The sequence below is a fragment of the Natrinema altunense genome, assembly GCF_000731985.1.
In the GTDB taxonomy this organism is placed as follows: Archaea; Halobacteriota; Halobacteria; order Halobacteriales; family Natrialbaceae; genus Natrinema; species Natrinema altunense.
Window position 1 is genome coordinate 571575 of the sequence record NZ_JNCS01000001.1, and the last position, 21026, is coordinate 592600.

A 21026-nucleotide genomic window follows, 5' to 3' on the forward strand; every position below is an offset into this window, starting at 1 on the left:
ACGATGAAACGGAGAAACATCACCATCCTGTTCGCCGCACTGGTACTACTATCCGGGATACCAGGAGCCGTAGCATCCGACCACACAGACAACACCACAGCCACTCCCGCACCAGGAGACGGAGACGGTAACGACGACGGCAACTCTGGAATCGTCGAAGTTCTCAACGAACTCCTCGAAGAATTCGAATCCATCTCAGGCAGCTGGGACGCCACACTAGAAGAAATCCTAATCGCAGTATTCTTCCACCCCTTCAAATTCCTCGCCCAGCGCCTCATCCAGACCGTCTCCATACTGCTCACCAACACACCCACAGTCCACCCCAACCCAGCAGTCGAAGAAATCCACCAACAAACCCTGTTCATATCCTACCTGCTCTCAGGACTCGTCTTCACAGCCGCCGGACTCCTCCACATGATCGGCCCCATACTCGGAGTCTCCTACCAACAAGTCCGAAAAATCCTGCCCCGAGTCATCGTAGCACTGGTATTCGGAACCGTGTCCCTCCCCCTACTACAGTACGCAGTAGACTTCTCCGACGCCCTCACCCTGGCCTTCGTACCGGACGGACTAACCGCCTCAATCCAGCAAATGACCGGCCTCGGAGTAGGACTGGCACTGATCTATGTTATCAACGCTATCCTACTACTCGCAATAGCCGCATTATTCGTCATCCGAGCAGTCTACATCATGCTCGGAGCCGCCATCAGCCCCTTACTCGCCCTGATGTGGAGCACACCCGGAGCCAAAAAATACGCCGATACGTTCATCAGCGGATGGTTCGCCGCCCTCCTAATCGCACCTCTCGACATGCTCGCACTCCGATTCTCCCTCGCACTGATGCAAGGACAGGGCGCAAACTGGATCCAACCAGTCTCCAACTGGGTAATCGGAGTAGCCAGCCTCCTACTCCTCCTCATCATCCCCTACCAGGTCTGGTCCGCCTCACAAACCGCACTCGGATTCGCCTACGGCATCGGAAACACCATCAAAAAACAGGTCGTCTCCAACCGAAACCCCACATATCCTATTGGCTTCCTACCACCAGAAGAGCGAATACGGCTGATTAAACACCGATTACGCCACGGAAAGGAGCCACTCACAGGGAACACGATCAACGAAGACAACGAGAGAGGAGGTGGCCGGTAGATGATTGATGTCCGTATCCCGAAACCGTTCACCGCCTCCTCACGGTTCTTCGGCCTGTTCTCAGGCAAGGACCTGGCCCGTATCACCACACCCACAGCACTGGTCGCCGGGCTACACTACCCCTTCACCGGCACCACTCAGGAGATCGCCTCAATAACCCTCGTCCTCATAGCCGGCGTAATATGGGCGAAGTGGACACCGTACGGCTATAAAATCGACCAACTGCTGTACCATGCCCTGCGTTGGCTGACCCAGAAAAACAAGGCCGAAGGCCGTACCATCAAGGAAGAAAACGAGGACCACATCGTCCTCGAAGGCAGCAGCATCGCCGGTGTCATCGAAATCAAACCGGTCAACCTGGAAAGCCAGACCGAAGCCGAACAGGCAGCAGTCCACACCGTCTACCAGGAACTCCTCGAATCCCTCAACTACCCCATCCAGGTCACTTCCCAGCAGAAACCCCTCGACCTATCCACCCACACGCAACAGGTCGAAAATACAGACTCCCTGGGAGAATACCTGGAACAGGATTACCTTGACCACTGTCAAGAACTCGCCAGCTCCGACGTCACCACCACCCGCCACTTCCTTATCATCTACGTCGATGCCGACAGCCGCAGCACCGAGATCCTTGAAGACGAACTCAACGCCCGAGTCAACGAAGTACTCGAACGCCTGAATACCGGAGACCTCTCTGGCAAACGACTAACCGGCATCGAACTCCACCAGTTGGCAGTAAACCTGGACACCATCCGGCCTAAGCCAACGCCGAAGTACACGGAAACCACGGAGGACGAGATAGGCCGGTACCGACGCACCGTATATCTCACCGAGTACCCGTCAACCCTGCCACTGGCCTGGCCGGTACGGATCCTACAGGCCGACGCCCAAGTCGAAGTCACGCAAGTCATCGAACCAGTCAACGCCAGCAAGACAGTCAGGAAACTACAACGCCTCCAGGAAAAGCTCGAAGCCGAAATCAACTCACTGCTCAGCCACGGCCACCGCAGAACCGAGAAACTCGAAAGCACCCTCGAAGACACCCAATGGTTCCTCAACAGGCTAACCGACAGAAAATGCCAGGCCGTCAAGCACGGCGTCTACATCACCGTCACCGGAGAAACCCGGGAAGAATGCAACCAGGGCTTCGAGAAAGTCTGCAACAGACTCGACACCAACCGAGTCAAGTACCGGGAACCATTCCTCCGCACCGACCAGGCATACCACTCCACATCTCTACACCCCCTCGACACCTTAGACGAGAACCAAGTTACGCCGACTAGCAGCGCCGCCGCCAGCATCTCCTTCGCCACCAAAACCTCAGGCAGCGAAACCGGAACCCTGTACGGAACCGATACAACCGACAGCTCACCGATCCTCCTCGACCGATACTCCTGGAACGCACCACACACAGTTAGAATCGGAGCCACAGGCAGCGGTAAAAGCTACGCAGAAAAACTGGAGCTCCTGAGAACGCGGCTTACCAACCCCAGAATCAACATCTACATCCTCGACCCGAAAAACGAGTACAGCCACCTCACAGAAGCCCTCAACGGCGACACCATCCAGGCCGGAGACAAACTCGAAGAACACGACACGGTAGCGATACAGGTCCCGGAACGCGGCCAACAAAGCAATCTCGATCTACTGATCAAGACAGTCGAAGAACTCTACCGCGTCACCTCCCAGTCCAAAGAGCGGTCGCTGGTCGTCATCGACGAAGCCCACAACCTGATGCGGCGGCAGAAAGGCCGCGAAATCCTCAGCCAATTCATCCGCGAAGCACGCGACACCGACACCGCCGTCACCCTGATCAGCCAGAACGCCGCCGACTTCACCGAACACCAGGAAGGCCGCGCAATCCTCGACAACACACCCGCGAAGATCTTCACACGGCACGAACGCGTCCCCGACTCAGTCACTCAGTACTTCCAGCTCTCCCAGCGAGAGAAGCAGGATCTGCTCCGGTTGAAGACCGGGACCGACGCCGAATACAGCGAAGCCATCCTCAAGGTCTCCAACCGGATCGACACCAAAATCTCCGTCAACTCTACCCCCAGCGAACACGCCATCATCGAAAACGGAGAGACACCCAAACCAACAAAAACAGAAGAAGAAGAAGAGGAGCAGGTTACTGAGGCAGATCTCCCAGTTGCAGCAGAAAGTAACGAAGCTGAATCACAGGGTGAGGACTGGCTGGACAAGACTCTCCAGGTCCACGACCTGTACTACGTAGCTGCCAGCCTCCCGATTCAAATCCTCGCCGTCTACATCTCACCGATCAAAATATTCTCTCAAGGAACCCTCTTCCTCGGCTATGCAGTCGCCACGCTCCTCCTCGTATCCTTCCTCTCCGGAATGGGAGCCAGCTACGTCCACTACCAGTTCAACGGAGGTGAAACACCGGTATGAACCTGGTACCACGCAGATTCCAGAACATCACTAAGGAACTGAGTGAAGAACAGGCAGAACAGCTCCGTCACCCCATAGAACCAGGATACACAGTCGAAGTCAAGCCACCGAAAGACAAGGACATACCCACCACCCTGACACGGTTCGTCCGCGGTATCACCGAGATACAGACCAAGTGGCTCAAGACACGGAACGTCTCCCCCATCACCGCATTCGAGATCCGGCGATCCACACCCAGCCAGATACGATTCCAGTACACCGTACCCACGAAACGACTGGAAAGAAAACTGCGGACACACCTCACTACCGAAATCCCCGGCGTCAAATTCGACACCGGTACCAAGGGACTCCCAGTCACGGCTGAGGACGCAGTCGGCGGCGGATACCTCTCCGCAGGGAGGATGGACTGCTACCCCTTCCGCACAAGTTTCGACGACCCGCCGATGAACTCCGTCGCCACGAGCTTGCACCGCCACGCAATGCAGGACACCAAGGTCGTCATCCAGCTCCTGTTCCAACCAGTCGCCGGCAAACCGCTGCGGCGCTGGTACTGGAAACGCCGCGCCTACCAACGCCGCAACTACCTGAAAAAAGAGAAGGAGAAGCTGTGGGGAAGCCGCTCCCCGACAAAACGAGAGAAGACCCAGGCACAGCAAGTCGAAGCAAAGGCCGGCAGCAAAAGATTCCACACCAGCATCCGATTCGCAGTAATCGGAGCCCAGGAATACACACCCAGCCGGATCAAGGAACTCGCCGGCGGATTCAACATCTACGAAAACCGCGACAGCGGCCAATACCTCGACATCACCACCTTATCACCGGTGCTCGAGAACCGGCTCATCCAATTCTGCCAGGCCATCGCCAACCGGAGATTCCAGGGCTGGAGCCGCAGCTTCCACACCTCCACCAAGGAACTCTCCGCCCTCGTATCGCTCCCCAACCAACCGATGAAGAACATCGAAAACGCTCAACCATGAACCCCGAAGACGTCCAGAACCTGATCGAGAACAGCGACGAATTCACAACCACCTTCCTCGGCAGCCACACCTCCACCCTCGGAGTCGAGGAAAACGTCGGTATCGACGACGACAAAAGAGACATCCACGTCCTGAACACCGGCCCGACCGGGTACGGCAAGACCCAGTTGATGATCCACGCCGCCCTACAGGACGCCCACAAAGGCCGGGGCTTCTGCCTCGTCAACCCGAAAGGCGGCGCAATCAACCAGGTACTCGCCAAACTCCCGGAAGACAGACTCGACGACGTCGTCTACATCAACCCGGGTGGGGAAAACATTCCATCGATCAACGTCCTCGAACCCCACATCACCGAGGAAATGTCCCGGGAACACAAGGAAAACCAGAAAGAGATCATCGTCTCAGATCTCATCGACCTGTTCAAACGCCAGAGCGAAAGCTGGGGCGACCGCTTCGGACGAGTCCTCGAAACCCTACTACGGGCACACCTCGACCTCAACATCTACCACGACGAACAGAACTCCCTGATGGATGTCTTCCGCTGCGTCATCAACCAAGACCAACTGGTCGACCTAATCGACCGCACCGAAGACCAGGTCATCAGAGAGCAACTGGTCCGCGTCCAGGAAGACATGACCAGTTACGAACTCGAACCCTTACAGCGCCGGCTCAACGACTTCGTGATGAACTCCACCATCCGCGAAGTCGTCGCCTCCGAAGAAAGCGGAGTCAACTTCAGAGAAGCACTCAACCAGGAAAAGATAATCCTGGTCGACATCCAGAAAGGCGAAGTCGGATCCACCGTCTCCGAGCTCGTCGGCAGCATCGTCATCACCAAAGTCTGGGCCGCAGCACAGAGCCGTATCACCCAGAAACCAGAAGAACGAGTCCCCTTCTACCTGTACATCGACGAACTCCAGAACTTCGGCAGTGAAGGATCCGCACTCACCACGATGCTAAGCGAAGCACGCGAATACCGCCTCGGCTGCTGGCTCGCCACCCAGTATCTCTCCAAGCTCGACGCCGAGATGCGGAGAGCAGTCGTCAACAACTGCCGGTCAAAAATCGTCTTCAACCCCGACAGCAGCGAAAACGAGAACCAGATCGCCGGAATGCTGAACGGCGTCACAAAGAACGAGTTAGAACAACTGGGGAAGTACAGGGCAGTCCTACAGACACCAGCAGAACGCTCACAGAACGACGCCGTCATCTTCGACACCTATCCTCCCTGGGAAGGCGACCAGGAACGCATCCCCGACATCAAGGAAGAACAAGCCATCACCAGCGACCCCGGCGGAGCCACGGCCCAAGTCTCCCAGAGCCTCGGCAAAGGCAACAACGCCGGAGGAGACGCCCACAAAGAACTCCTCGCACACGCAAAGAAACAACTGGAGGAAAGACAGGGTATCCAGGTCAACCTACTCTACCAGGACACCGGCGAAGACAAGCCCGACGGGAAAGTCATCCTGCCCGACGGATCCATCGCCCACCTCGAAGCCGAACACAGCACCCTGTCGAAACCCGCCAAAGTCCTCACCAACTACCACAGAGCCACCCAAGAAGACAGGGAAACCATCTTCGTCGTCGAAAAAGGCCGAGCGAAAAAACTGGAGAACATCATCACCGACCCCGTCAACCGCCGCGGAGACACCTACGAAGACGAAAACGGCAGCTTCGACTACTACCAAGCCGACGACACCGAATTCACCGAGACCAGCGACCTGGAAGACGCAGAGTACCGTATCATCGAAGTCTCCGACAACGACCTCGAAATCCACAACGAAACAATCGACGCCGAATGCCCCGAACTCGACGACAACACCCAAGAAGATCTAGAAAACTTCTGCCTGCACCGTGAAGAAGATGGATACTGCACCGCCCTCGGACAGCCCTGCGTCCTGCAAGAATGACCAACGACCTCCCAGATAACATCCGGGACAAAGACGCAGCCGTCCTCGAATCCATCAGAACCGGGGAAGACGATATCCAGAAGATCACTGCGTCAACCACGCTCAGCAACTCCGAAGTCAACTACAGCTTCCAAAAACTCGAAGACCAGGACCTCATCGAAGTAGAGAAACCGGACGGAATGGTGGAACGCGTAATCAACGGCACCAAACAAGTCTTCGAAGCCCCGAAGAAAGCAGAGCTCACCGACCAGGGAGAACAGTACCTGAACCAGTCAGAGAAAGATCTCGACGACTTCGAAGATCTCAACCACGACGAGGTCGTGGAGAAAATCAGGGAACTTGAACAAGAAGTAGAGAGTTTGAAGAGCAGCTTCCGCGTCTTCAAGAAACAGGTTCAGGAACGACTCTAACTGAAATCTGAGTCTGGTCTCAGCTGGGAACTGTACTTCTCTGCAGATAAGTAGGAGATGAGGAAAGCGCGTTCACTCTCCCTCATCTCCCCAAACTTCTCCTTGTATCTCTGAATCGTCATCCGCGAAACATCGACTTCATCTGCTGCTTCACTCTGGTTCATCCGGACAATCGCATCCACATACTCCATCGCCATTTCACGATCCAATCCATACCTGGACAAGATCTCCTCAACGTCACTGACCACTTCAGAGATCACCCAGGCGGGCTTGCTTGCTCTCCAAGGTTTCCGGCGCATCAATCTCCTCAGTCAACCACTTCCAAGTCTTCACGATATTCTCAGGGCTATGGCTGGTAGTATTAAGATCGCCGCTCGAAACAGCGGTAACGAATACCTGGTCAAGGTCAAACTCATAGAAGTGCTTCCAGAAGACCAACTCCGCCTCAATTATCTCCCGAAGCAGGAAGTCGAAATGCTGCTTATCCATCGCCTGCTTCCTCTGCTCCTTCCAGTCCGACACCTTCTGAACAGAGATACCGACATTCTCTCTGTGCCAACCCTGCTCCAAGAGCGCCTCCTGATACTCTCGCGAGCCACGGAGCTCATTCACAATCTCCTGATGGCTCTCCAACTCCTCCTCAACACGGCGAGCCTCCTCAGCAAAGCCATACTCCGTCAAGACTCATCACCCTCGTCGAGATACTCGGCGTTCCCTCGATTTACCATAATATCCGCGTTGTCTTCTGGAACTCGTGGCTTGTCTCCCTCCTCATACGGACCGTAGATTTCCAAATCAGTACCTGTGAATTCTGGAAAATCGTTCTTCATTCGGACACGGAGATAAGAATGATCAGAGGAGGTCACTCCTGACCACCTCCGACTTCTATTTCATCGAAACCTATCGCCTTCGCCAGATAATAGTCTCCATCCAACTCCACGACATCACCGACCGACATAGATCTAACCTCGGCATCGTAGAACTCCTGACTCTCCTCGCGGCTTCCACGGTTCCACTCTCTCCAAAGCTGCTCCGGATGCTCGTAATCACCTTCAACCGTAGCAACCTCACGGTAGAACTCTTCAAACTCCTCCTCGGAGAACTCGGACGGCGGCATCTCATCCTCATCAAGCACGGACTCCACACCGTACTTGTGGAAGAGCTCAGAGGCTGGGCCGTGATCCTCAGCCTCCTCATCCCAATTCAGATAATAAATCGTCGCCTCTCCCACTACTGGTTCTCACCTACGGACATCTCGTCGTGGATCTCCTCGTTGGACAGATTTTCAAGTTCGTCGTAGAACGCCCTTGCTTCCTCCTCAGCGTCGTACTCACTACTGGTGTAGCCGACCGAACCGCCGAACAGTTCCCACTCCTCGGCGATATCTCCACTCTTCAAGATCGGGCTATACTCGACACGGTAGCTCTCCCGTTCCTCGTTGTAGGTGAGACGGGCGGCAAGGCCCTTATCCTCGTAACGGACAGGGCCTTCCAGAACCTCGTCGTCAAATTCCACTACTGATTCTCACCTCTGTCTACTACTTCGTCAATCTCTGAGGCAGTCCTCAGGTGTTCAATGCCTTCGCTCTGAGCATTTACCCCGTTCCACTTTTTCCCGCAGGAACACTCAACCCTGTTTCCCGCTACGTGTTCAGGCCGGTGGCTTTCCCCTGTAATCTCTTGCTCAACTTCACCATCCTCGTCCAGCCTGAACTCCTTCAAAACCTCGGTAGGGAAAGAACCGGAGAGAACGTGCTCACTCACCTGAATCACCTCCAGCGACTTCTTCCGCAGGGAACTGCTGTTTGAGGTTCTTGTTCCATGTTCTGAGGAATCCATCCAGATCTAGACCATCCTCATCTCGCGTGCGGACGGGAGGATGTGCCTGACTGTATTCTATCGGCGTCCAGTCCTCTGGGTCGGAGATATCAAACCGGACTTCTGGGTCGCTGTATCTCTCCATCCGTTTAGTGTAGTGCTGCTCTACACTGAGGACATCCTCGTAGACCTTCTCAATCGTCAGGTCGTTATAGATATCCCCTCCGTCGTAGCTGTAAGACTCGTTGAGGTCCATATCCTCAACAGAAGTGCCTTCAGCTGCCAGAATTTCCTTGACAGCTTTCACTGAGAGATTTCACCCTCTAATCCATATTCCGGTCTTTCCATCTCTTCGACCGTCTTCTCGGCTATCTTCTGGATGTTCTCCTCAGTTTCTTCTATGTCTTCTCTTGCCGTTATTTCGTGGAAATCTCCAGCAGATTCTTTCAGCCACTCGGCTTGTTTCTCTGCGTATTCCGAGTTCTTGATTTCCCGGATACGGTCTACGATTTTCTGTTCAAAATCTGTGAGTTGATTTGAAGCGGTGCGGTCGCTACCCTTTGTCTGTGTGGTCTGTCCTGTAATCTGAACCACCTTACATTACATAGTGTAAACTAACTTTTTTATATTAGGTGGTAGGTAGGGTGTTGCCAGAGGCTTCCAACAGGCCCCGCCCCGTAAACGACGCAACCAGCAGGCTCATCCAACAGGCTTCTATCAGGGCTTCACAGAGAAATCAGGGTTAGAAAACAGGGATACACCAGGCCCCAGAACCCCCAGCGACTATATTATACTACCCGATAAGAAGAGAAGAGAGGAGATACAGCACAGAGTCAGAGATCTCCGTGCTGTTTCATACTGTAGACCGGTTCGGCGATAATTAAGTGGTCCAGCAGGTCAATACCCAATAACTGTAAAACCTCTTCAACCTCCTTTGTGACCTCTACATCCGCCTCTGTTGCTCCAGACTTCAGGCTTGGATGATTATGGACCAGAATCACCGCTTGGGCGTTCGTCACGGATGCCGTCCTAACGATATCGCCGATATCTGTTGCGACATTCGACGGGTCGCCCGCACCAATCAGTTTATCACCGATAACAGAATTATCGGCCCGAAGGAACACCGCGTAAAAATACTCCTTCGGCTTCTCCTTCAAGTGGTTGTAACGACTTTTCACATCGGACGGAGAGGTTAACTTCTCATCAATCTCTGAATAAGAGAGATTCACCGAAATACTTCCAAACTCGACTTTTTCGCAGTTTTCGTGGTTCTGTTCGTCTTGTCCTGTCAAAAGGATACCACCCTATGCAATACCGGACATCTAACTTTTTTATATCTATGTAGGACACCGTGGAGGCCGCAAAACAACCGAAACCACCGACTCCAGAAAGAACCTGATGCCAGCCAAAGTGTCCACCGCTTACTCGTCCTTTAGCTCATTCAGCTCCTGTTTTAACTCCATCAAGTGCTCCTCTGACCTGCGAACCTCTTCCTCAAGGAAATCTATCTGGTCCTGCTTCACCGCCTCAGTCGCCTCCGCCAACTCACCATCCCGACCAGAAGACTCGTCCCGCAGTTCGCTTTCTTCAGCGATGAAATATTTCGGCTTGAGACCGGCCGCCAACAGGCCGATATCATCCCGAAACAGTTCGTCCTCTTCCTCAGTCAAACCGTCTTGTCTGCCCTCACGAAGCTGCTCGTTAATCCAGTTGACGATGTAATCAGCGCCCTGCTCCAAGTTATCCCAATACTTGTTCGACTCGCTCACATTCCTGGCACAGTGCTTGACCGTCCGCAACTCCTCCTTCGCATCAACAAACCGCCCCTCCTTGAGAAACAACTGAACCTCCGCCAACTGCTTCATCAAACTCCTCGGTGGCCGAGTCATACCAATCCCTAATTTAGGGAAATCCCTAAATCTTGCGGCTACACCGGCCTCCAACCCTCCCGATACTCGGTAAACTTCTTCTCAACTTCAGACTGGAACGCAACCTTACCCCGTTCCTCATACTCCCCGATATACGCCTCCTCCAACTCCTCCTGCGTACTAATCGGGTCACCACCCCTATCCATCCAGATGAACTCATCCGGCTCCTCCACAGGCTCACCATACAACTCGACAGGCTCAATCTCCGGCCACACACCCTTCTCCTTCAGAAAATCCTTGATCTCCTCGTAAGATCTCCGGGCGGTTTCCCTCGGAGTCATCTCTGCGTTATCCTTCCACCCGTCCGGAGTCCAGTACTCCCAGTACGCCATCCTCAAAGGCCCGTTCCAGTCGTATCCGACCACATTAGCTGGCTCTCGATCATCCAGAGTCGGCTGAGTCAAATCCTGAATAGCGTCATAAGCATCCCTCGGGTTTCCACCCAGTATGTGGACATCCCATCCACGGAACTTCACCGGTCCCAGGTCCTCTGCCTGAACCTCACTCTTCCCATTAGCATAACCCAGAGTCGTAGTATCGGGATTCAGAGCCTCGAAAGCCTCCCCACACTTCGGCGCAACGACGAAACGCCGGTACGGGTACTCCTCAGCGAGGTCGTCAATCGTTTCCTGGTACTTCTCCGCCTCTTCCCTGGTGTAGGCGTCACCGATCACCGCCACCTGCGGCTCTCTTTCCTGGAACTCCTGAAGAAATCTATCCAGGTCCGGGTTCTCGTAATCGTTGTCGATGAAGCCCTCCGGGATATCTACATTCGTGTGTTCCTCAGTCAACTGGTAGCTGCTGTCCTCACGATTCCCTGGAAGAAAACCAGCCTCAAACGCCTCTATAGCAAAAGGGATACGACCGGTGCTGGCGCAGTACTGAAGCTGCTGAGCATCCTGTAAATCGTACCTCTCTACCCGGAATCACCCTACACAACAGCTTCTCAGCAAGCTTGAAAAACAGAACTCGCCAACTTCACGACTCCTCCTCTCTGGAAAAGTCACGGACTGCATTCTGTAAGTGCTGGAACTTGATCGGCTGCAAACGATCGTCCTCAATCGACTCGATGTGAGCCTGTTGAGCCGCGCTCTCAACACAGGACTCCAAGTCACTGCCCGAAAACCCGTCCGTCGTCTCAGCCACCTCCTGCAATTCCTCTCCTCGAACACGGTGCTCCCTATCCCGGAGATGCACTTTCAATATCTTCCGCCGAGCATCTTCATCAGGAAGCCCCACTTGGATCTCCTCGTCAAAACGCCCGGATCTACGGATCGCAGAATCAACCTCCTCCAACAGATTCGTCGCCGCAACCACCAAGATATCCTCCCCCTGAACCCGGTCCAAGGACTGAAGCAACTGATTCACCCGCTGCCGCTCCGAATCCGTCTTCACACCCTGCCCACGGTGACCGGCCACCGCATCAATCTCATCCAAGAACACCACGCACGGCTGTATTTCCAACGCCTCCTGGAACAATCGCTGGGCCTGCTCCGCCGACTCACCGACATACTTCGACACCAAGTCAGCCGTATCCACCTCCGCCCACGGATACCCAAGCTCACCACACACCGCCTTCGAGACAAGCGTCTTCCCCGTACCAGGCGGACCATAAAGCAAAATCCCGTTCGTAGGAGAGACACCCAAGGCACCCCGATACTCCGTCTCCTGAAACTGAGTGACCACCTGATCCCGCAGCTGACTCTTCAAATCCTCCATCCCACCGACATCCGAGAAATCCACATCCGGCGGACTCGAGAAATACGAAGAACCGGTCTCCTGTACAGGAACAGATTCCGTCTGTAATGCCTTGTCAGCTTCCCGCTCCAACTGTTCTGCCAACTGGTTCAACGCAGAAGCCTTCTCCCTGTTACCCGTCTTCTCCGCAGCCTTACGGTACAGGGAACTACTCCGCTTGAACAGGCGCGAAGCCTCCTCCTGGTCCTCTACCTCACTGGCTCGGTCACGGAGATCTTTCGCCCGTGACTCATACTCAGATTCAAGCAAAAACAACCACCCTGAGGATTACAGGTCTTCCAGGTCCTGCCGGATCTGTTCATCCAACTCATCATCCCGATTACCTTGGTCACCGCCGGCGAGCTCATCGACTTCCTGCTGAATCTGCTCCGCCTCCATCGTATCCCCTTCATCCATCAGCTCCTGGTACGGCGGTTCGGTATCGCCTGCCACCTGCTGACTCCGCTGCAACTGATCCCTGACCTTCTCCCGCTCCCTGTTCTCGAAGCTGTTGTCCTCGATGGAAGAGGAGACGTCGTCGACAGGCATCTCGGTCACATCGATATCGAACCCGAGATCCTCAACCCGTTTAGCCAGTTTCTCCTTGACCGCCTCCACATCCATCACAGCCAAGGTTTCCTGACCGTTCGCAACCTGCTCCGAGATCTCCTGGAACTGGTCACGGTACGTCTTGTAGCCGTTAGCCTTCCGATAGTGCCTACGCTTCTCAGCACCCTCCGACTGCAAAGCCTCACGGAAATGCAACTTCGCCTTCCGCTCCGCCTTCTCAATCTCCTTGTCCAAATGACTCAGGAACTCCTCCCGCTCCTCAACATCGCCACGGATCTCCTCGTGACTGTATCCTGAATCAAGGACCTCGGAATCTTCTTCCTGTTCATCTTGCTGTTCCTGATTCTTCTCCAGGCCCACCAGTCTACGGACATCGGGACGTAGCTGAAACAGTGTCATAGCCCTTTTTTCTTACAGTTGCGGCGTAGTGATCTCACGATACTCCTCACCAGTCTCCTCCTCTTCGTCCTCACCGTCTCTGCTCTGGGTTGCTTGACTGGTGCTGTCCGGAACAGGCTCGAACAGGACGACACCCGCAGTGAAAACTGCGAACGCCGAACCCATCAAGAGCAACAGCAACTCTCCACGGATCCCTGACTCGATCACCATCGCTGCTACCCCTGCGAAACCGATCCCGGTCACCGCGGTAACAGCAACCCGGCCTGTCGCCGTTCCATACACCGCGACCAGGAACAGGACTCCTGCGAGCCCTCCCAGGACAGCCGATCCGATTGCCATTTGAACCATACCTGTGTCTCAACCTCTCCACCTCAACCTACGGACATCCAAGAAGTTAAGGCTTATCCAAATTTAGGTATAAACCAAAAAAGAGAGATAACCGTCACAGGCTTCTTCGCAAATGTATTAAGGCGCGTCGGACGGACGATACGGCTAATGGGGTTTGAATCGCGTTCAGAAGACGAACTCGAAGACCTGGCAGGAATATACAAAGGACTCTCCCACGAAGCCCGTCTCGCCATACTCTACGGCCTAAGCGAAGACGCATCCCTCAACCAGATCAGCGACTTCCTCAGCATCACACGCGGAGCTCTCCAAGACCACATCGAAATGCTGCTCGACGCCGAACTCATCTACCGCCCCACCGACTCCGGCAAGACATACGACCTGACACCCCTGGGAGAACACCTCATCAAACAACTCGAAGACAACGAAGACGATGTACTGGAAGCGCTCGAAGAACTCGAAGAAGCAGAAACCAGACTGGAGGAAGACTACCAAGCCCAGCTAAGCGGTGTAGAAGACGAAGACCTCGTCGACGACAAGAAACTCGAGAGAAAAATCCACACCGAGAAATGGGAAGAAGTCGCTGAAAAAATCCGCAACCTCCTCAACAGATGACCAGCGACGAAAACCTGGAACACCGGAGAATCAGTAAAGAAGAATGGAACCAATTCTCTGAACAAAGAAAGGTCAGCTTCGTTCAGTCCCAGGACGCCGTCATCAGAGTCAAAGAAACCGGGGAGAACATCACTCCCTGCCACCTGAAAGACGACACCATCTGCACACAGGAAGTCCTGGAAACCCACGACGACGGATCCCCGAAAGTAATCGGCTGCACAGAACCACGATACTCCAAAACCGAAGCACCCGAAGACTGTAGCAACTGCCCTCTATACCCGACACAAGAGTACTGACCCGAACCCCTCACATACTGTCCTCGACAATCTCATCGATCTTCTGAAAATCCACGACCTCACCAACGTCGACATCGTACTCAGCAACAGCCTTCACACCCTCCTCTGGCCGAGTATACAGCAGGTCATACCTCAGGTCACCACCAGTCTCTATCGAAAAGTACGGATCCGTGCTGTCCCTGACCGTGTGGCCGTAATCCTCAGCCTGGTCAACAACGATCTTCTGCATCGTATCTATGTCGAACTCTTCCGGCCACTGATACTGCTGGTCAAGGATTATCGTACCACCAGCCGGCGCATTCCGGTCAGGATCATATTCCAGTTCTATCGTGAATCACCCTTCTACTCGGGTCGGTACCCAGTACGGCTCATCGTTGCTGAACTTCACCGTTCTCTCCAGTTCGACGTCCTCCAGGTACTCGTCGACAGCTTCCTCAGCTGCATCAACCGTGATCGCACCCGCTCTGGTACTGTTGTACCGGACATCCATCACGGGACCATACCCGCGTTTGTTAAACACTCCTGCACGGCTGCTCCATGGACCCTTCAACGTCACATCCTCACCGTCAACCGTCGTGATATCGAAGTGACGGCCACTGTACCCGTCCTGCTGACCACCATCCCAGGCAAAGTAGGAGACAAAACCGTCGTCGCTTTCCGCGTACCAAAGACCCTCTTCTACTGAGCCTTCATACTGGAGCTCATCGATAGTAGGGATATCCTCAGCAGTCAAATGAAGCCGAGGATCATTCGCAACATCCTCCTTCCAATCAACTTCAGCGTCGTAGATTTCGATTCAGGCACCACCCTCGTCGAGCATTTCTGAAACCGGTTCGAGATCTGCTTCCTCCCGGGCACGGTCCACGGTCTCCAAACTGGCAGAAGGACCCTTACTCAGAAACACCGCCTTCTTCGCATCAAAGTACAAATCCTCCGGGATACTGTAATCGTCGAGAACCTCCTCAATCAACTCTTCCTGCCTATCAGCATCCAGATAATGCCTAAGGTAAGTTGGAGGACTATCTGTGACTGCGTCACCTGGATCCAACTCACTGTGAACTACCCGCCACCATCTCTCCGCTATGCTTCGAGGTGGAAGGGGGCTTCCTGTTTCGACCACGGTACTTGCAGACACATCACAGAAAGATTCTGAGTTCTTTGTGTCCGCAGCGGTACCAGTGTCCGCAGGCGTAACTTCGGCCTGTCCCTTGCCTACAATCTCTGACTCTTCAATCCCTTTTCTAAGGATGTTCCTTGCGGCATTGAAGTCCCTATCTGTTTCATAACCGCACGATGGGCAACTATGCTTCCTTTGCCACAGTTTTTTATCTGTCTTGACTGCGCACTTGGAGCACTCTTTAGTGGTGTCTTTGGGGTCTACCAGGATGACTTCTGTACCGGCGCTCTCAGCCTTGTACAGAAGCATCTGGATAAACGTCCTCCACGCAGAGTCCATCGTATTCTTACTGTTCTTCTGTCCCTGCACCATGTCGCTGACGTTTAAATCCTCTACAGCTATTATATCGTACTTGTTGACGTATGCAGTAGAGAGCTTATGCAGGAAATCGGTACGACGGTTCTTCACCCGCTTATGAACTCTAGCCAGTTCCTTTCGTTGCTTCTCGTAGTTGTTACTGCCTTTCTCTTTCCTGCTCAGGTTTCTCTGCTCTTTCTGCAATCGCTCCTCTGCTTTCTCTACGTTCTTCGGGTGTTCAATACGGTTGCCGTCACTGTCAACTGCAAAGTGAGTTATACCAAGATCAATTCCAACAACCGATTTCTCCGAATCACTATCAGTTACAGAAATATTTGGCTCATCGTGCTCTGTTTGAAAAATAGCAAACCAGTCACCAGCACTGTCTTTCTTGACGATGATGCCTTTGACCTCTCCCCTGATTTCCCGGTGTAGTCGGATTGGGATTTTCCCGATCTTGGAGAGCTGGAGAAGATCTAACCTGGTATCTGTTTCTTTGACCTGGAAACCGGACTGGTTGTATTCAATGGTTTTGAACCATCCCTTGCCCTTGTATCGTAGTTTACCAACTTTGTACCCGTTCTTTTTCTGCTCGGAAAGAGATTTTAGGTTGTCATAGAGCTGTGTGACTACTCGTTGTAAGACCTTGCTGTGGACTTGCTTGAGTTCCTGCCACTCGTCTTTGAGTTCTGGTAGCCGATTGTGCATCTCGTATTTTGATGGGATTTCGCTGGCTTCGTTGAGTTGTTCGAGGAAGTGGTTGTAGGTTTGGCGGCACAGTTCCAGGTGCTTCTCCAGTTCCTCTTCGTCCTCTTCTGAGGGGTAGAGCCGGTATTTTCTGCTTCGGTTAATTCAGTATTCACCTGTGCTGCATTTTCTGGATTTCATCCCGTGTGATTTCCCGGACCCGTTCTTCTGTCATCGGTTCTTCTGTGAGTCCGAGTAGTCGGTCGAGTGCTTCCATCCAGGTTTCGTGTTTTTTCTTGTTGTCACTGACATACTCTTCTGCCTCATCAGTGACTCTCTTGGTCACACTCATAACGAAACAATAAGTTACAACTTTTTTATATGCGGTGGTGATTCATCCCACTACCTAATCAAAGATTAGAAAGGGGCCTTCTCACCTGTCTGGCAATCCAGACCCGGCGTAGCCTCCTCATAGAGAGTATCAAGGATTTCAAAATACGCGTCCTCCCACTCCTCCTGAACATCCTCAAGCAACACTACCGGTTCTCACCTCCATCTGACTCGAACCAATTTGATGCAGCATACATGAGCAAAGGAGGTACAACTACAACAACCAGAACCATCGTGGAGAACCGGGGGAAGTCAGTAAATACTGTGTAAAGATATAGCGGGACAATTGCTACGAAAAGAGAAGCCGCAAATACACCAAACCAGTACATGAAGGCTTCATCCAGATCCACTACCGGCTTTCACCCCTGTTTTCTTCTCGGAGTTCCTGTATTCTCTTCTCCAGCCTCTCATCAGCTACTCTGTGCAAAAACACGCCCAGATATACAAATAGGAGTCCGGCGATGAAAACGATAAGCATCTGCCCATCACTCAGGGCCGGGATAGTGCTCCAGTCAAAGAACTGGAGGATTACCAGAAGCCCCAGCTGAATGCCTGTGAGAACCAGACCAATTCCTACACCGCCGATTCCAATCGTCTTCCACTTAAACCAGTCAACCACTACCGACTCTCACCTCCAGTTGATGTATTAGCATACGGCGTTTCAGGTTCTACATATTGACTGTAAAATACGGTCACACCATCCGGTCTCTCACAGGTTACTTGGAGGTACCCGTCAGTCCCATAGGAGAAAGTAGAGTATTTCCAAGACTCGTTCTGGTACTTGCAGAACTCCTCCATAGCCTGCGTTTCCCAAGCTAACTCATCTCCAGTTAACACACCTAAGGCGAAGGCCATTCCAGCAACAACCACTAACCGATAAATTAGCTCTGTATCAATTTTCACTTTCTCTCACCCTCTAATAAGGAAGCCAGAGAGGAACTCCGGCCACACTTAGATAACATTCTGTATCTGATTTTGAACACAGATCTCTGAACTGGACGTGATATCCGGATTCAGTTATGCCACCTGTCTCACCCAGCTTAGTTACTGCGCCCAGTGTAGAAACTCCGGACCATTCCATCATAGCCCCAGAACCTTCCTCAGCTCGTACCTGCGCTATAGGCGCTAACAATATCAATAGAATCGCTACTAAAGCGAGTACAGATTTCACTACTTGATCACTTTCCGAAGTAGATGTCCTGGTTATCTGCTTCACCAGCTTGTCGCTTGTACCGGTTGACAGCTCTCTCCTCAGGACCAAGACTTGACTCCTCTCGGTTTTCTCCCGATTCGGCGGGTTCAGATGCTTCTACCAGTACTTTCTGCGTATCCATTATGACAAGTACACCTCTTCAACCACGAATTGTGTAAGACATTTTAAATAAGTTCGGTGTACGGTGAACACCCTCCGTGTGCGAAAAGAAAAATGGAGGATGGAATCACCCCTGGTCAAGAGTGATTTCCACCGAACCAGACTCCAGTAACTCCTCCACTTCATCCGGAGAAAGCCAGACAGCAGCACCAATCGAATCCCCTGTCTGATCCTTCACCGGCTTCACATCGTGTCCAGCGATTAGCGATTCTCACCTCCATCCGCCCTGCCGTACAGATTCAAGGGTTTGATTATCTCAATATACTCCTCTCTCACCTGATCCCGAGGAATCTTCGTATACAAGTCCATCACTTCGCGGTCACCGTCACCCCGCAGGTACCGGGTGAAGTGGTCCGGCATCCCGTTATTCCGCATCAAACTGGTGAAGATCGTCCTGTAGTAGTGCGGCGTGAATTTGTGGTGCCACCGGTCCTCATCCTCCGTTTCCATCACACCTGCCTTCACAGCTGCTCGACGAATTTCCCGGCGAATCCGCTCACGCTTCACCCGGCCACCGTGAATACCTGTAAACAGGTACTCCGACTCATCCGAGGAAATCGCCTGCAACCGGCGAATCGCCTGAATGCTTTCATCATCCAACGGATTCACCGTCTCGTGACCACCCTTCCTGTCCGTAAACCGGATAAAACCATCTTCCAGCATCAAGTCACTCTCCTTCACCGTCAAGACCTCACGGACCCGGGCACCCGTCTTCGCCATCAAGATAGCCGCCGCCTTATCCCGTGGATCCGGGATATTCCGGATGATTTCCCTGCCGTTCTCCCAGGTCGCGGTCTCCGGACGAGGACGCTTCTTCTTCGGGATCTCCTCCAACACTACAGCCGCAGGATTACCAGTGATATCCTCGAACCGTGGCCGCTTCATCGCCCAAGTATAGAACGCGGACAACGACTCGATGTACCGCCGCTTCGTATTCTGCGCCACATCCCTATCATTCAGATCCAGGACGTACTCCTCGACGTCACCGACCGTTACATCAGAGGGATGCACCTCAGGGAAGAACTCGTGGAAGAACCTGGCCGCAGTCCTACTATACGAATTCAAGGTTCGACGCGAACTGGACTTGTTCGTAGAATCCTTGCTGCGAAGCCAATCGTTGATGCACTTGTGCTTGTTCTCGAAGACTCTCCGCTCCCACTCATCAGCATCCAGCAAGACATCATACTTCTTCGACGCCATTCTAAGCAACACCCCCGGACTCTTCCTCAGCGAGTTTCCAACCCCAGCCACGCTCGTACTGCACCTTATCCTGAGCCGCCAGGAAGTACAACTGGTTCTCCACCGGACCCAACAGGACATCGTTCAAAATCCCAGACTCCACGATCCTCTGGATAATCTCCTCCAGGGACTGGTACTGATCTGTCAATACCTCCTGCTTCAAAGTCTCTGGATCAAAGCTGACAGCCTCCGTCGACTCTGACTCCTTCTCCTCCAATCGACGCTGAAGCTGTTCGACTTCTTCCTCAAGTTCCTGAACCCGTGACTGACTGCCGTCAGGCTGCACCAATCCATATTCCCTGTAGGACCGTGCTTCGTTGATTAGGTTCTGGAGGTAGCGGGACAGGGAGATATCCTGGTCATCTGCTTCTTCTCTCCACTGCTCCGCGACCTCGTTTTCGGGGTAGATTTTCACCGCGCACCGGTCTTCAGAAAGTTTCACGTACTCGTCATTGTCCGTCATAATTCATCGCCTCCACACCGCCGTATCTCTATAACCGGCTCAAAACCTTTTATTCGTTTGGTGATACTTCGGCACTGTATGAGTGCCGAGGCCGATTTTCGACCGATAAAAAAAACGCGAGGAACCCTCGAGCCCGTTGGAAGGCTACGAGGGAACTCAATTGGTGAGTTCCGCCCACTTCTCCAAGACCGAGTTCAGTAACTCGAGATATGCCTCACAAACATCCGGAATAGGCATCTCAGTATATTCATCGGGGACTTCGTGTAGGTTCCCACCTGTATCTTCGAAATCGACGAAATAGTATCGGGTCATTTCATCCGTCGGCTTCTCCACAGCTGAGTGGGTCTCTCCCTCCTCGGGAAGGGCCGATTCGCCGCTGATCGCACCCTCGGCCGGTTCTTGTACGCGGTTGGTCGAAACCTGAGGCCCGGAGGTAATCGATGACCGGTTCGGAGACGTTCGAACGATAATGCCAGCCTCGTCCTCGTTTAGATTCACGACTTCTCGTTTCACCAATGACGGGCGGTCGTGAATCACGAAATTCCGCTTGTGTCGCATGAATCTGGCCAGTTCGTGGTTCCAATGTGTCTCGTCGGACGTTTCGGAAGCCCGTTTGTCGATATCCAATTCCAGTGTCTCGGTGACGGCCCGAGCAGCCGCCAAGAAGGCATCTAAATTATATCGGACGTGATCCTCGTTGTCCGCCTGACGGAGACGGTTCAAGAAGTATTCTGCTTCCTGATATTTATATCTCGCAAGTTCGGTCATACTCGTACATCAGTGGTTGCATCGGTATTACTGTCCGCTTCTTACTGTTCTGTCTTTCCGAACGCTCG

At 53.2% G+C, this 21026-nt stretch carries 31 protein-coding genes; 7 read left to right on the forward strand and 24 right to left on the reverse strand.

The genetic code is table 11. The annotated features are described in order from the left end of the window. Positions 1-3 precede the first annotated feature (3 nt). The 5 genes from ALTAJ2_RS02955 to ALTAJ2_RS02975 are packed head-to-tail and all read left to right on the forward strand — an operon-like array spanning position 4 to position 6858. Positions 4-1149, forward strand: a complete 1146-nt coding sequence (locus tag ALTAJ2_RS02955) for a hypothetical protein (RefSeq protein WP_007110762.1) — start codon at positions 4-6, stop codon at positions 1147-1149. Further along, entirely contained in the window at positions 1150-3561 is a 2412-nt protein-coding gene (locus tag ALTAJ2_RS02960) for a type IV secretory system conjugative DNA transfer family protein (RefSeq protein ID WP_007110761.1), read from the forward strand. After that, complete coding sequence (locus tag ALTAJ2_RS02965; RefSeq protein ID WP_007110760.1) at positions 3558-4538, forward strand: hypothetical protein; 981 nt, start codon at positions 3558-3560, stop codon at positions 4536-4538. Before ALTAJ2_RS02960 ends, ALTAJ2_RS02965 begins: the two co-directional genes overlap by 4 nt. After that, a complete protein-coding gene (locus tag ALTAJ2_RS02970) occupies positions 4535-6448 on the forward strand; it encodes a type IV secretory system conjugative DNA transfer family protein (RefSeq protein ID WP_007110759.1) in 1914 nt (637 codons plus the stop codon). The genes ALTAJ2_RS02965 and ALTAJ2_RS02970 overlap by 4 nt, the downstream gene beginning before the upstream one ends. Then, a complete protein-coding gene (locus tag ALTAJ2_RS02975; protein WP_007110758.1) occupies positions 6445-6858 on the forward strand; it encodes a hypothetical protein in 414 nt (137 codons plus the stop codon). The genes ALTAJ2_RS02970 and ALTAJ2_RS02975 overlap by 4 nt, the downstream gene beginning before the upstream one ends. Here ALTAJ2_RS02975 and ALTAJ2_RS02980 read toward each other — a convergent pair. The 14 genes from ALTAJ2_RS02980 to ALTAJ2_RS03035 form a co-directional block, all read right to left on the reverse strand. Beyond that, complete coding sequence (locus ALTAJ2_RS02980; RefSeq protein ID WP_144240198.1) at positions 6855-7106, reverse strand: hypothetical protein; 252 nt, start codon at positions 7104-7106, stop codon at positions 6855-6857. The two genes, ALTAJ2_RS02975 and ALTAJ2_RS02980, sit on opposite strands and share 4 nt — an antisense overlap. A gap of 1 nt (position 7107) precedes the next feature. Beyond that, a complete protein-coding gene (locus ALTAJ2_RS02985) occupies positions 7108-7539 on the reverse strand; it encodes a hypothetical protein (RefSeq protein ID WP_007110756.1) in 432 nt (143 codons plus the stop codon). Further along, positions 7536-7724 carry a DNA replication complex subunit Gins51 gene (locus ALTAJ2_RS19065; RefSeq protein WP_144240199.1) on the reverse strand — a complete coding sequence of 63 codons (189 nt, stop codon included), beginning with the start codon at positions 7722-7724 and terminating at the stop codon, positions 7536-7538. The genes ALTAJ2_RS02985 and ALTAJ2_RS19065 overlap by 4 nt, the downstream gene beginning before the upstream one ends. After that, positions 7721-8089 (reverse strand): hypothetical protein, encoded by a 369-nt coding sequence (locus ALTAJ2_RS02990; protein WP_007110755.1) that lies wholly within the window; start codon positions 8087-8089, stop codon positions 7721-7723. The genes ALTAJ2_RS19065 and ALTAJ2_RS02990 overlap by 4 nt, the downstream gene beginning before the upstream one ends. Further along, entirely contained in the window at positions 8089-8373 is a 285-nt protein-coding gene (locus ALTAJ2_RS02995) for a hypothetical protein (protein ID WP_007110754.1), read from the reverse strand. Before ALTAJ2_RS02995 ends, ALTAJ2_RS02990 begins: the two co-directional genes overlap by 1 nt. Further along, the gene (locus ALTAJ2_RS19070; RefSeq protein ID WP_144240200.1) at positions 8373-8621 is read right to left on the reverse strand and encodes a hypothetical protein; all 249 of its coding nucleotides are present in this window, start codon (positions 8619-8621) and stop codon (positions 8373-8375) included. The genes ALTAJ2_RS02995 and ALTAJ2_RS19070 overlap by 1 nt, the downstream gene beginning before the upstream one ends. After that, complete coding sequence (locus ALTAJ2_RS03000) at positions 8614-8982, reverse strand: DUF6908 domain-containing protein (protein ID WP_007110753.1); 369 nt, start codon at positions 8980-8982, stop codon at positions 8614-8616. The genes ALTAJ2_RS19070 and ALTAJ2_RS03000 overlap by 8 nt, the downstream gene beginning before the upstream one ends. Further along, on the reverse strand, positions 8979-9269 hold the full coding sequence (locus tag ALTAJ2_RS03005; RefSeq protein ID WP_007110752.1) for a hypothetical protein: 291 nt from the start codon (positions 9267-9269) through the stop codon (positions 8979-8981). The genes ALTAJ2_RS03000 and ALTAJ2_RS03005 overlap by 4 nt, the downstream gene beginning before the upstream one ends. 239 nt (positions 9270-9508) lie before the next feature. After that, the gene (locus ALTAJ2_RS03010; protein WP_160163704.1) at positions 9509-9967 is read right to left on the reverse strand and encodes a JAB domain-containing protein; all 459 of its coding nucleotides are present in this window, start codon (positions 9965-9967) and stop codon (positions 9509-9511) included. A gap of 129 nt (positions 9968-10096) precedes the next feature. Continuing rightward, entirely contained in the window at positions 10097-10540 is a 444-nt protein-coding gene (locus tag ALTAJ2_RS03015) for a hypothetical protein (RefSeq protein ID WP_007110750.1), read from the reverse strand. 62 nt (positions 10541-10602) lie between these two features. Beyond that, entirely contained in the window at positions 10603-11463 is an 861-nt protein-coding gene (locus tag ALTAJ2_RS03020) for a DUF6610 family protein (RefSeq protein WP_338041735.1), read from the reverse strand. Between the two features lie 118 nt (positions 11464-11581). Next, complete coding sequence (locus ALTAJ2_RS03025; protein WP_144240201.1) at positions 11582-12610, reverse strand: ATP-binding protein; 1029 nt, start codon at positions 12608-12610, stop codon at positions 11582-11584. Between the two features lie 18 nt (positions 12611-12628). Beyond that, complete coding sequence (locus ALTAJ2_RS03030; protein WP_049900957.1) at positions 12629-13270, reverse strand: hypothetical protein; 642 nt, start codon at positions 13268-13270, stop codon at positions 12629-12631. Positions 13271-13321: 51 nt separating this feature from the next. After that, positions 13322-13657, reverse strand: coding sequence for a hypothetical protein (locus tag ALTAJ2_RS03035; protein ID WP_007110746.1), 336 nt, complete (start codon positions 13655-13657; stop codon positions 13322-13324). A gap of 147 nt (positions 13658-13804) precedes the next feature. Here ALTAJ2_RS03035 and ALTAJ2_RS03040 point away from each other — a divergent pair, with 147 nt between their 5' ends. Together ALTAJ2_RS03040 and ALTAJ2_RS19075 are read left to right on the forward strand one after the other, a co-directional pair. Then, the gene (locus ALTAJ2_RS03040; RefSeq protein ID WP_007110745.1) at positions 13805-14269 is read left to right on the forward strand and encodes a winged helix-turn-helix domain-containing protein; all 465 of its coding nucleotides are present in this window, start codon (positions 13805-13807) and stop codon (positions 14267-14269) included. Beyond that, a complete protein-coding gene (locus ALTAJ2_RS19075; RefSeq protein ID WP_144240202.1) occupies positions 14266-14565 on the forward strand; it encodes a hypothetical protein in 300 nt (99 codons plus the stop codon). Before ALTAJ2_RS03040 ends, ALTAJ2_RS19075 begins: the two co-directional genes overlap by 4 nt. A gap of 10 nt (positions 14566-14575) precedes the next feature. On the opposite strand, the gene ALTAJ2_RS03045 is transcribed toward ALTAJ2_RS19075, so the two are convergent. The 10 genes from ALTAJ2_RS03045 to ALTAJ2_RS03080 form a co-directional block, all read right to left on the reverse strand. After that, positions 14576-14794, reverse strand: coding sequence for a hypothetical protein (locus ALTAJ2_RS03045; RefSeq protein WP_007110744.1), 219 nt, complete (start codon positions 14792-14794; stop codon positions 14576-14578). Between the two features lie 105 nt (positions 14795-14899). Next, the gene (locus ALTAJ2_RS03050; RefSeq protein WP_007110743.1) at positions 14900-15298 is read right to left on the reverse strand and encodes a hypothetical protein; all 399 of its coding nucleotides are present in this window, start codon (positions 15296-15298) and stop codon (positions 14900-14902) included. Between the two features lie 63 nt (positions 15299-15361). Further along, on the reverse strand, positions 15362-16891 hold the full coding sequence (locus ALTAJ2_RS03055) for an RNA-guided endonuclease TnpB family protein (protein ID WP_275039518.1): 1530 nt from the start codon (positions 16889-16891) through the stop codon (positions 15362-15364). 7 nt (positions 16892-16898) lie between these two features. After that, the gene (locus ALTAJ2_RS03060; RefSeq protein ID WP_049900954.1) at positions 16899-17078 is read right to left on the reverse strand and encodes a hypothetical protein; all 180 of its coding nucleotides are present in this window, start codon (positions 17076-17078) and stop codon (positions 16899-16901) included. A gap of 184 nt (positions 17079-17262) precedes the next feature. Beyond that, a complete protein-coding gene (locus ALTAJ2_RS19080) occupies positions 17263-17466 on the reverse strand; it encodes a hypothetical protein (RefSeq protein ID WP_144240203.1) in 204 nt (67 codons plus the stop codon). Beyond that, positions 17466-17735, reverse strand: coding sequence for a hypothetical protein (locus tag ALTAJ2_RS03065; RefSeq protein WP_007110741.1), 270 nt, complete (start codon positions 17733-17735; stop codon positions 17466-17468). The genes ALTAJ2_RS19080 and ALTAJ2_RS03065 overlap by 1 nt, the downstream gene beginning before the upstream one ends. 559 nt (positions 17736-18294) lie before the next feature. Further along, positions 18295-18450 carry a hypothetical protein gene (locus tag ALTAJ2_RS19400; protein WP_160163703.1) on the reverse strand — a complete coding sequence of 52 codons (156 nt, stop codon included), beginning with the start codon at positions 18448-18450 and terminating at the stop codon, positions 18295-18297. Between the two features lie 239 nt (positions 18451-18689). After that, positions 18690-19688, reverse strand: coding sequence for a tyrosine-type recombinase/integrase (locus ALTAJ2_RS03070; protein WP_007110740.1), 999 nt, complete (start codon positions 19686-19688; stop codon positions 18690-18692). Between the two features lies 1 nt (position 19689). Beyond that, the gene (locus tag ALTAJ2_RS03075; protein WP_007110739.1) at positions 19690-20190 is read right to left on the reverse strand and encodes a hypothetical protein; all 501 of its coding nucleotides are present in this window, start codon (positions 20188-20190) and stop codon (positions 19690-19692) included. Positions 20191-20346: 156 nt separating this feature from the next. After that, complete coding sequence (locus ALTAJ2_RS03080; RefSeq protein WP_007110738.1) at positions 20347-20958, reverse strand: hypothetical protein; 612 nt, start codon at positions 20956-20958, stop codon at positions 20347-20349. Positions 20959-21026 lie beyond the last annotated feature (68 nt).

Coding starts and splice junctions, on each gene's coding strand:
- ALTAJ2_RS02955 (WP_007110762.1), top strand. CDS start 4: ATGAAACGGAGAAACATCACCATCCTGTTCGCCGCACTGGTACTACTA.
- ALTAJ2_RS02960 (WP_007110761.1), top strand. CDS start 1,150: ATGATTGATGTCCGTATCCCGAAACCGTTCACCGCCTCCTCACGGTTC.
- ALTAJ2_RS02965 (WP_007110760.1), top strand. CDS start 3,558: ATGAACCTGGTACCACGCAGATTCCAGAACATCACTAAGGAACTGAGT.
- ALTAJ2_RS02970 (WP_007110759.1), top strand. CDS start 4,535: ATGAACCCCGAAGACGTCCAGAACCTGATCGAGAACAGCGACGAATTC.
- ALTAJ2_RS02975 (WP_007110758.1), top strand. CDS start 6,445: ATGACCAACGACCTCCCAGATAACATCCGGGACAAAGACGCAGCCGTC.
- ALTAJ2_RS03015 (WP_007110750.1), bottom strand. CDS start 10,540: ATGAAGCAGTTGGCGGAGGTTCAGTTGTTTCTCAAGGAGGGGCGGTTT.
- ALTAJ2_RS03035 (WP_007110746.1), bottom strand. CDS start 13,657: ATGGTTCAAATGGCAATCGGATCGGCTGTCCTGGGAGGGCTCGCAGGA.
- ALTAJ2_RS03040 (WP_007110745.1), top strand. CDS start 13,805: ATGGGGTTTGAATCGCGTTCAGAAGACGAACTCGAAGACCTGGCAGGA.
- ALTAJ2_RS19075 (WP_144240202.1), top strand. CDS start 14,266: ATGACCAGCGACGAAAACCTGGAACACCGGAGAATCAGTAAAGAAGAA.
- ALTAJ2_RS03045 (WP_007110744.1), bottom strand. CDS start 14,794: ATGCAGAAGATCGTTGTTGACCAGGCTGAGGATTACGGCCACACGGTC.
- ALTAJ2_RS03060 (WP_049900954.1), bottom strand. CDS start 17,078: ATGAGTGTGACCAAGAGAGTCACTGATGAGGCAGAAGAGTATGTCAGT.
- ALTAJ2_RS19400 (WP_160163703.1), bottom strand. CDS start 18,450: ATGGATACGCAGAAAGTACTGGTAGAAGCATCTGAACCCGCCGAATCG.
- ALTAJ2_RS03070 (WP_007110740.1), bottom strand. CDS start 19,688: ATGGCGTCGAAGAAGTATGATGTCTTGCTGGATGCTGATGAGTGGGAG.
- ALTAJ2_RS03075 (WP_007110739.1), bottom strand. CDS start 20,190: ATGACGGACAATGACGAGTACGTGAAACTTTCTGAAGACCGGTGCGCG.
- ALTAJ2_RS03080 (WP_007110738.1), bottom strand. CDS start 20,958: ATGACCGAACTTGCGAGATATAAATATCAGGAAGCAGAATACTTCTTG.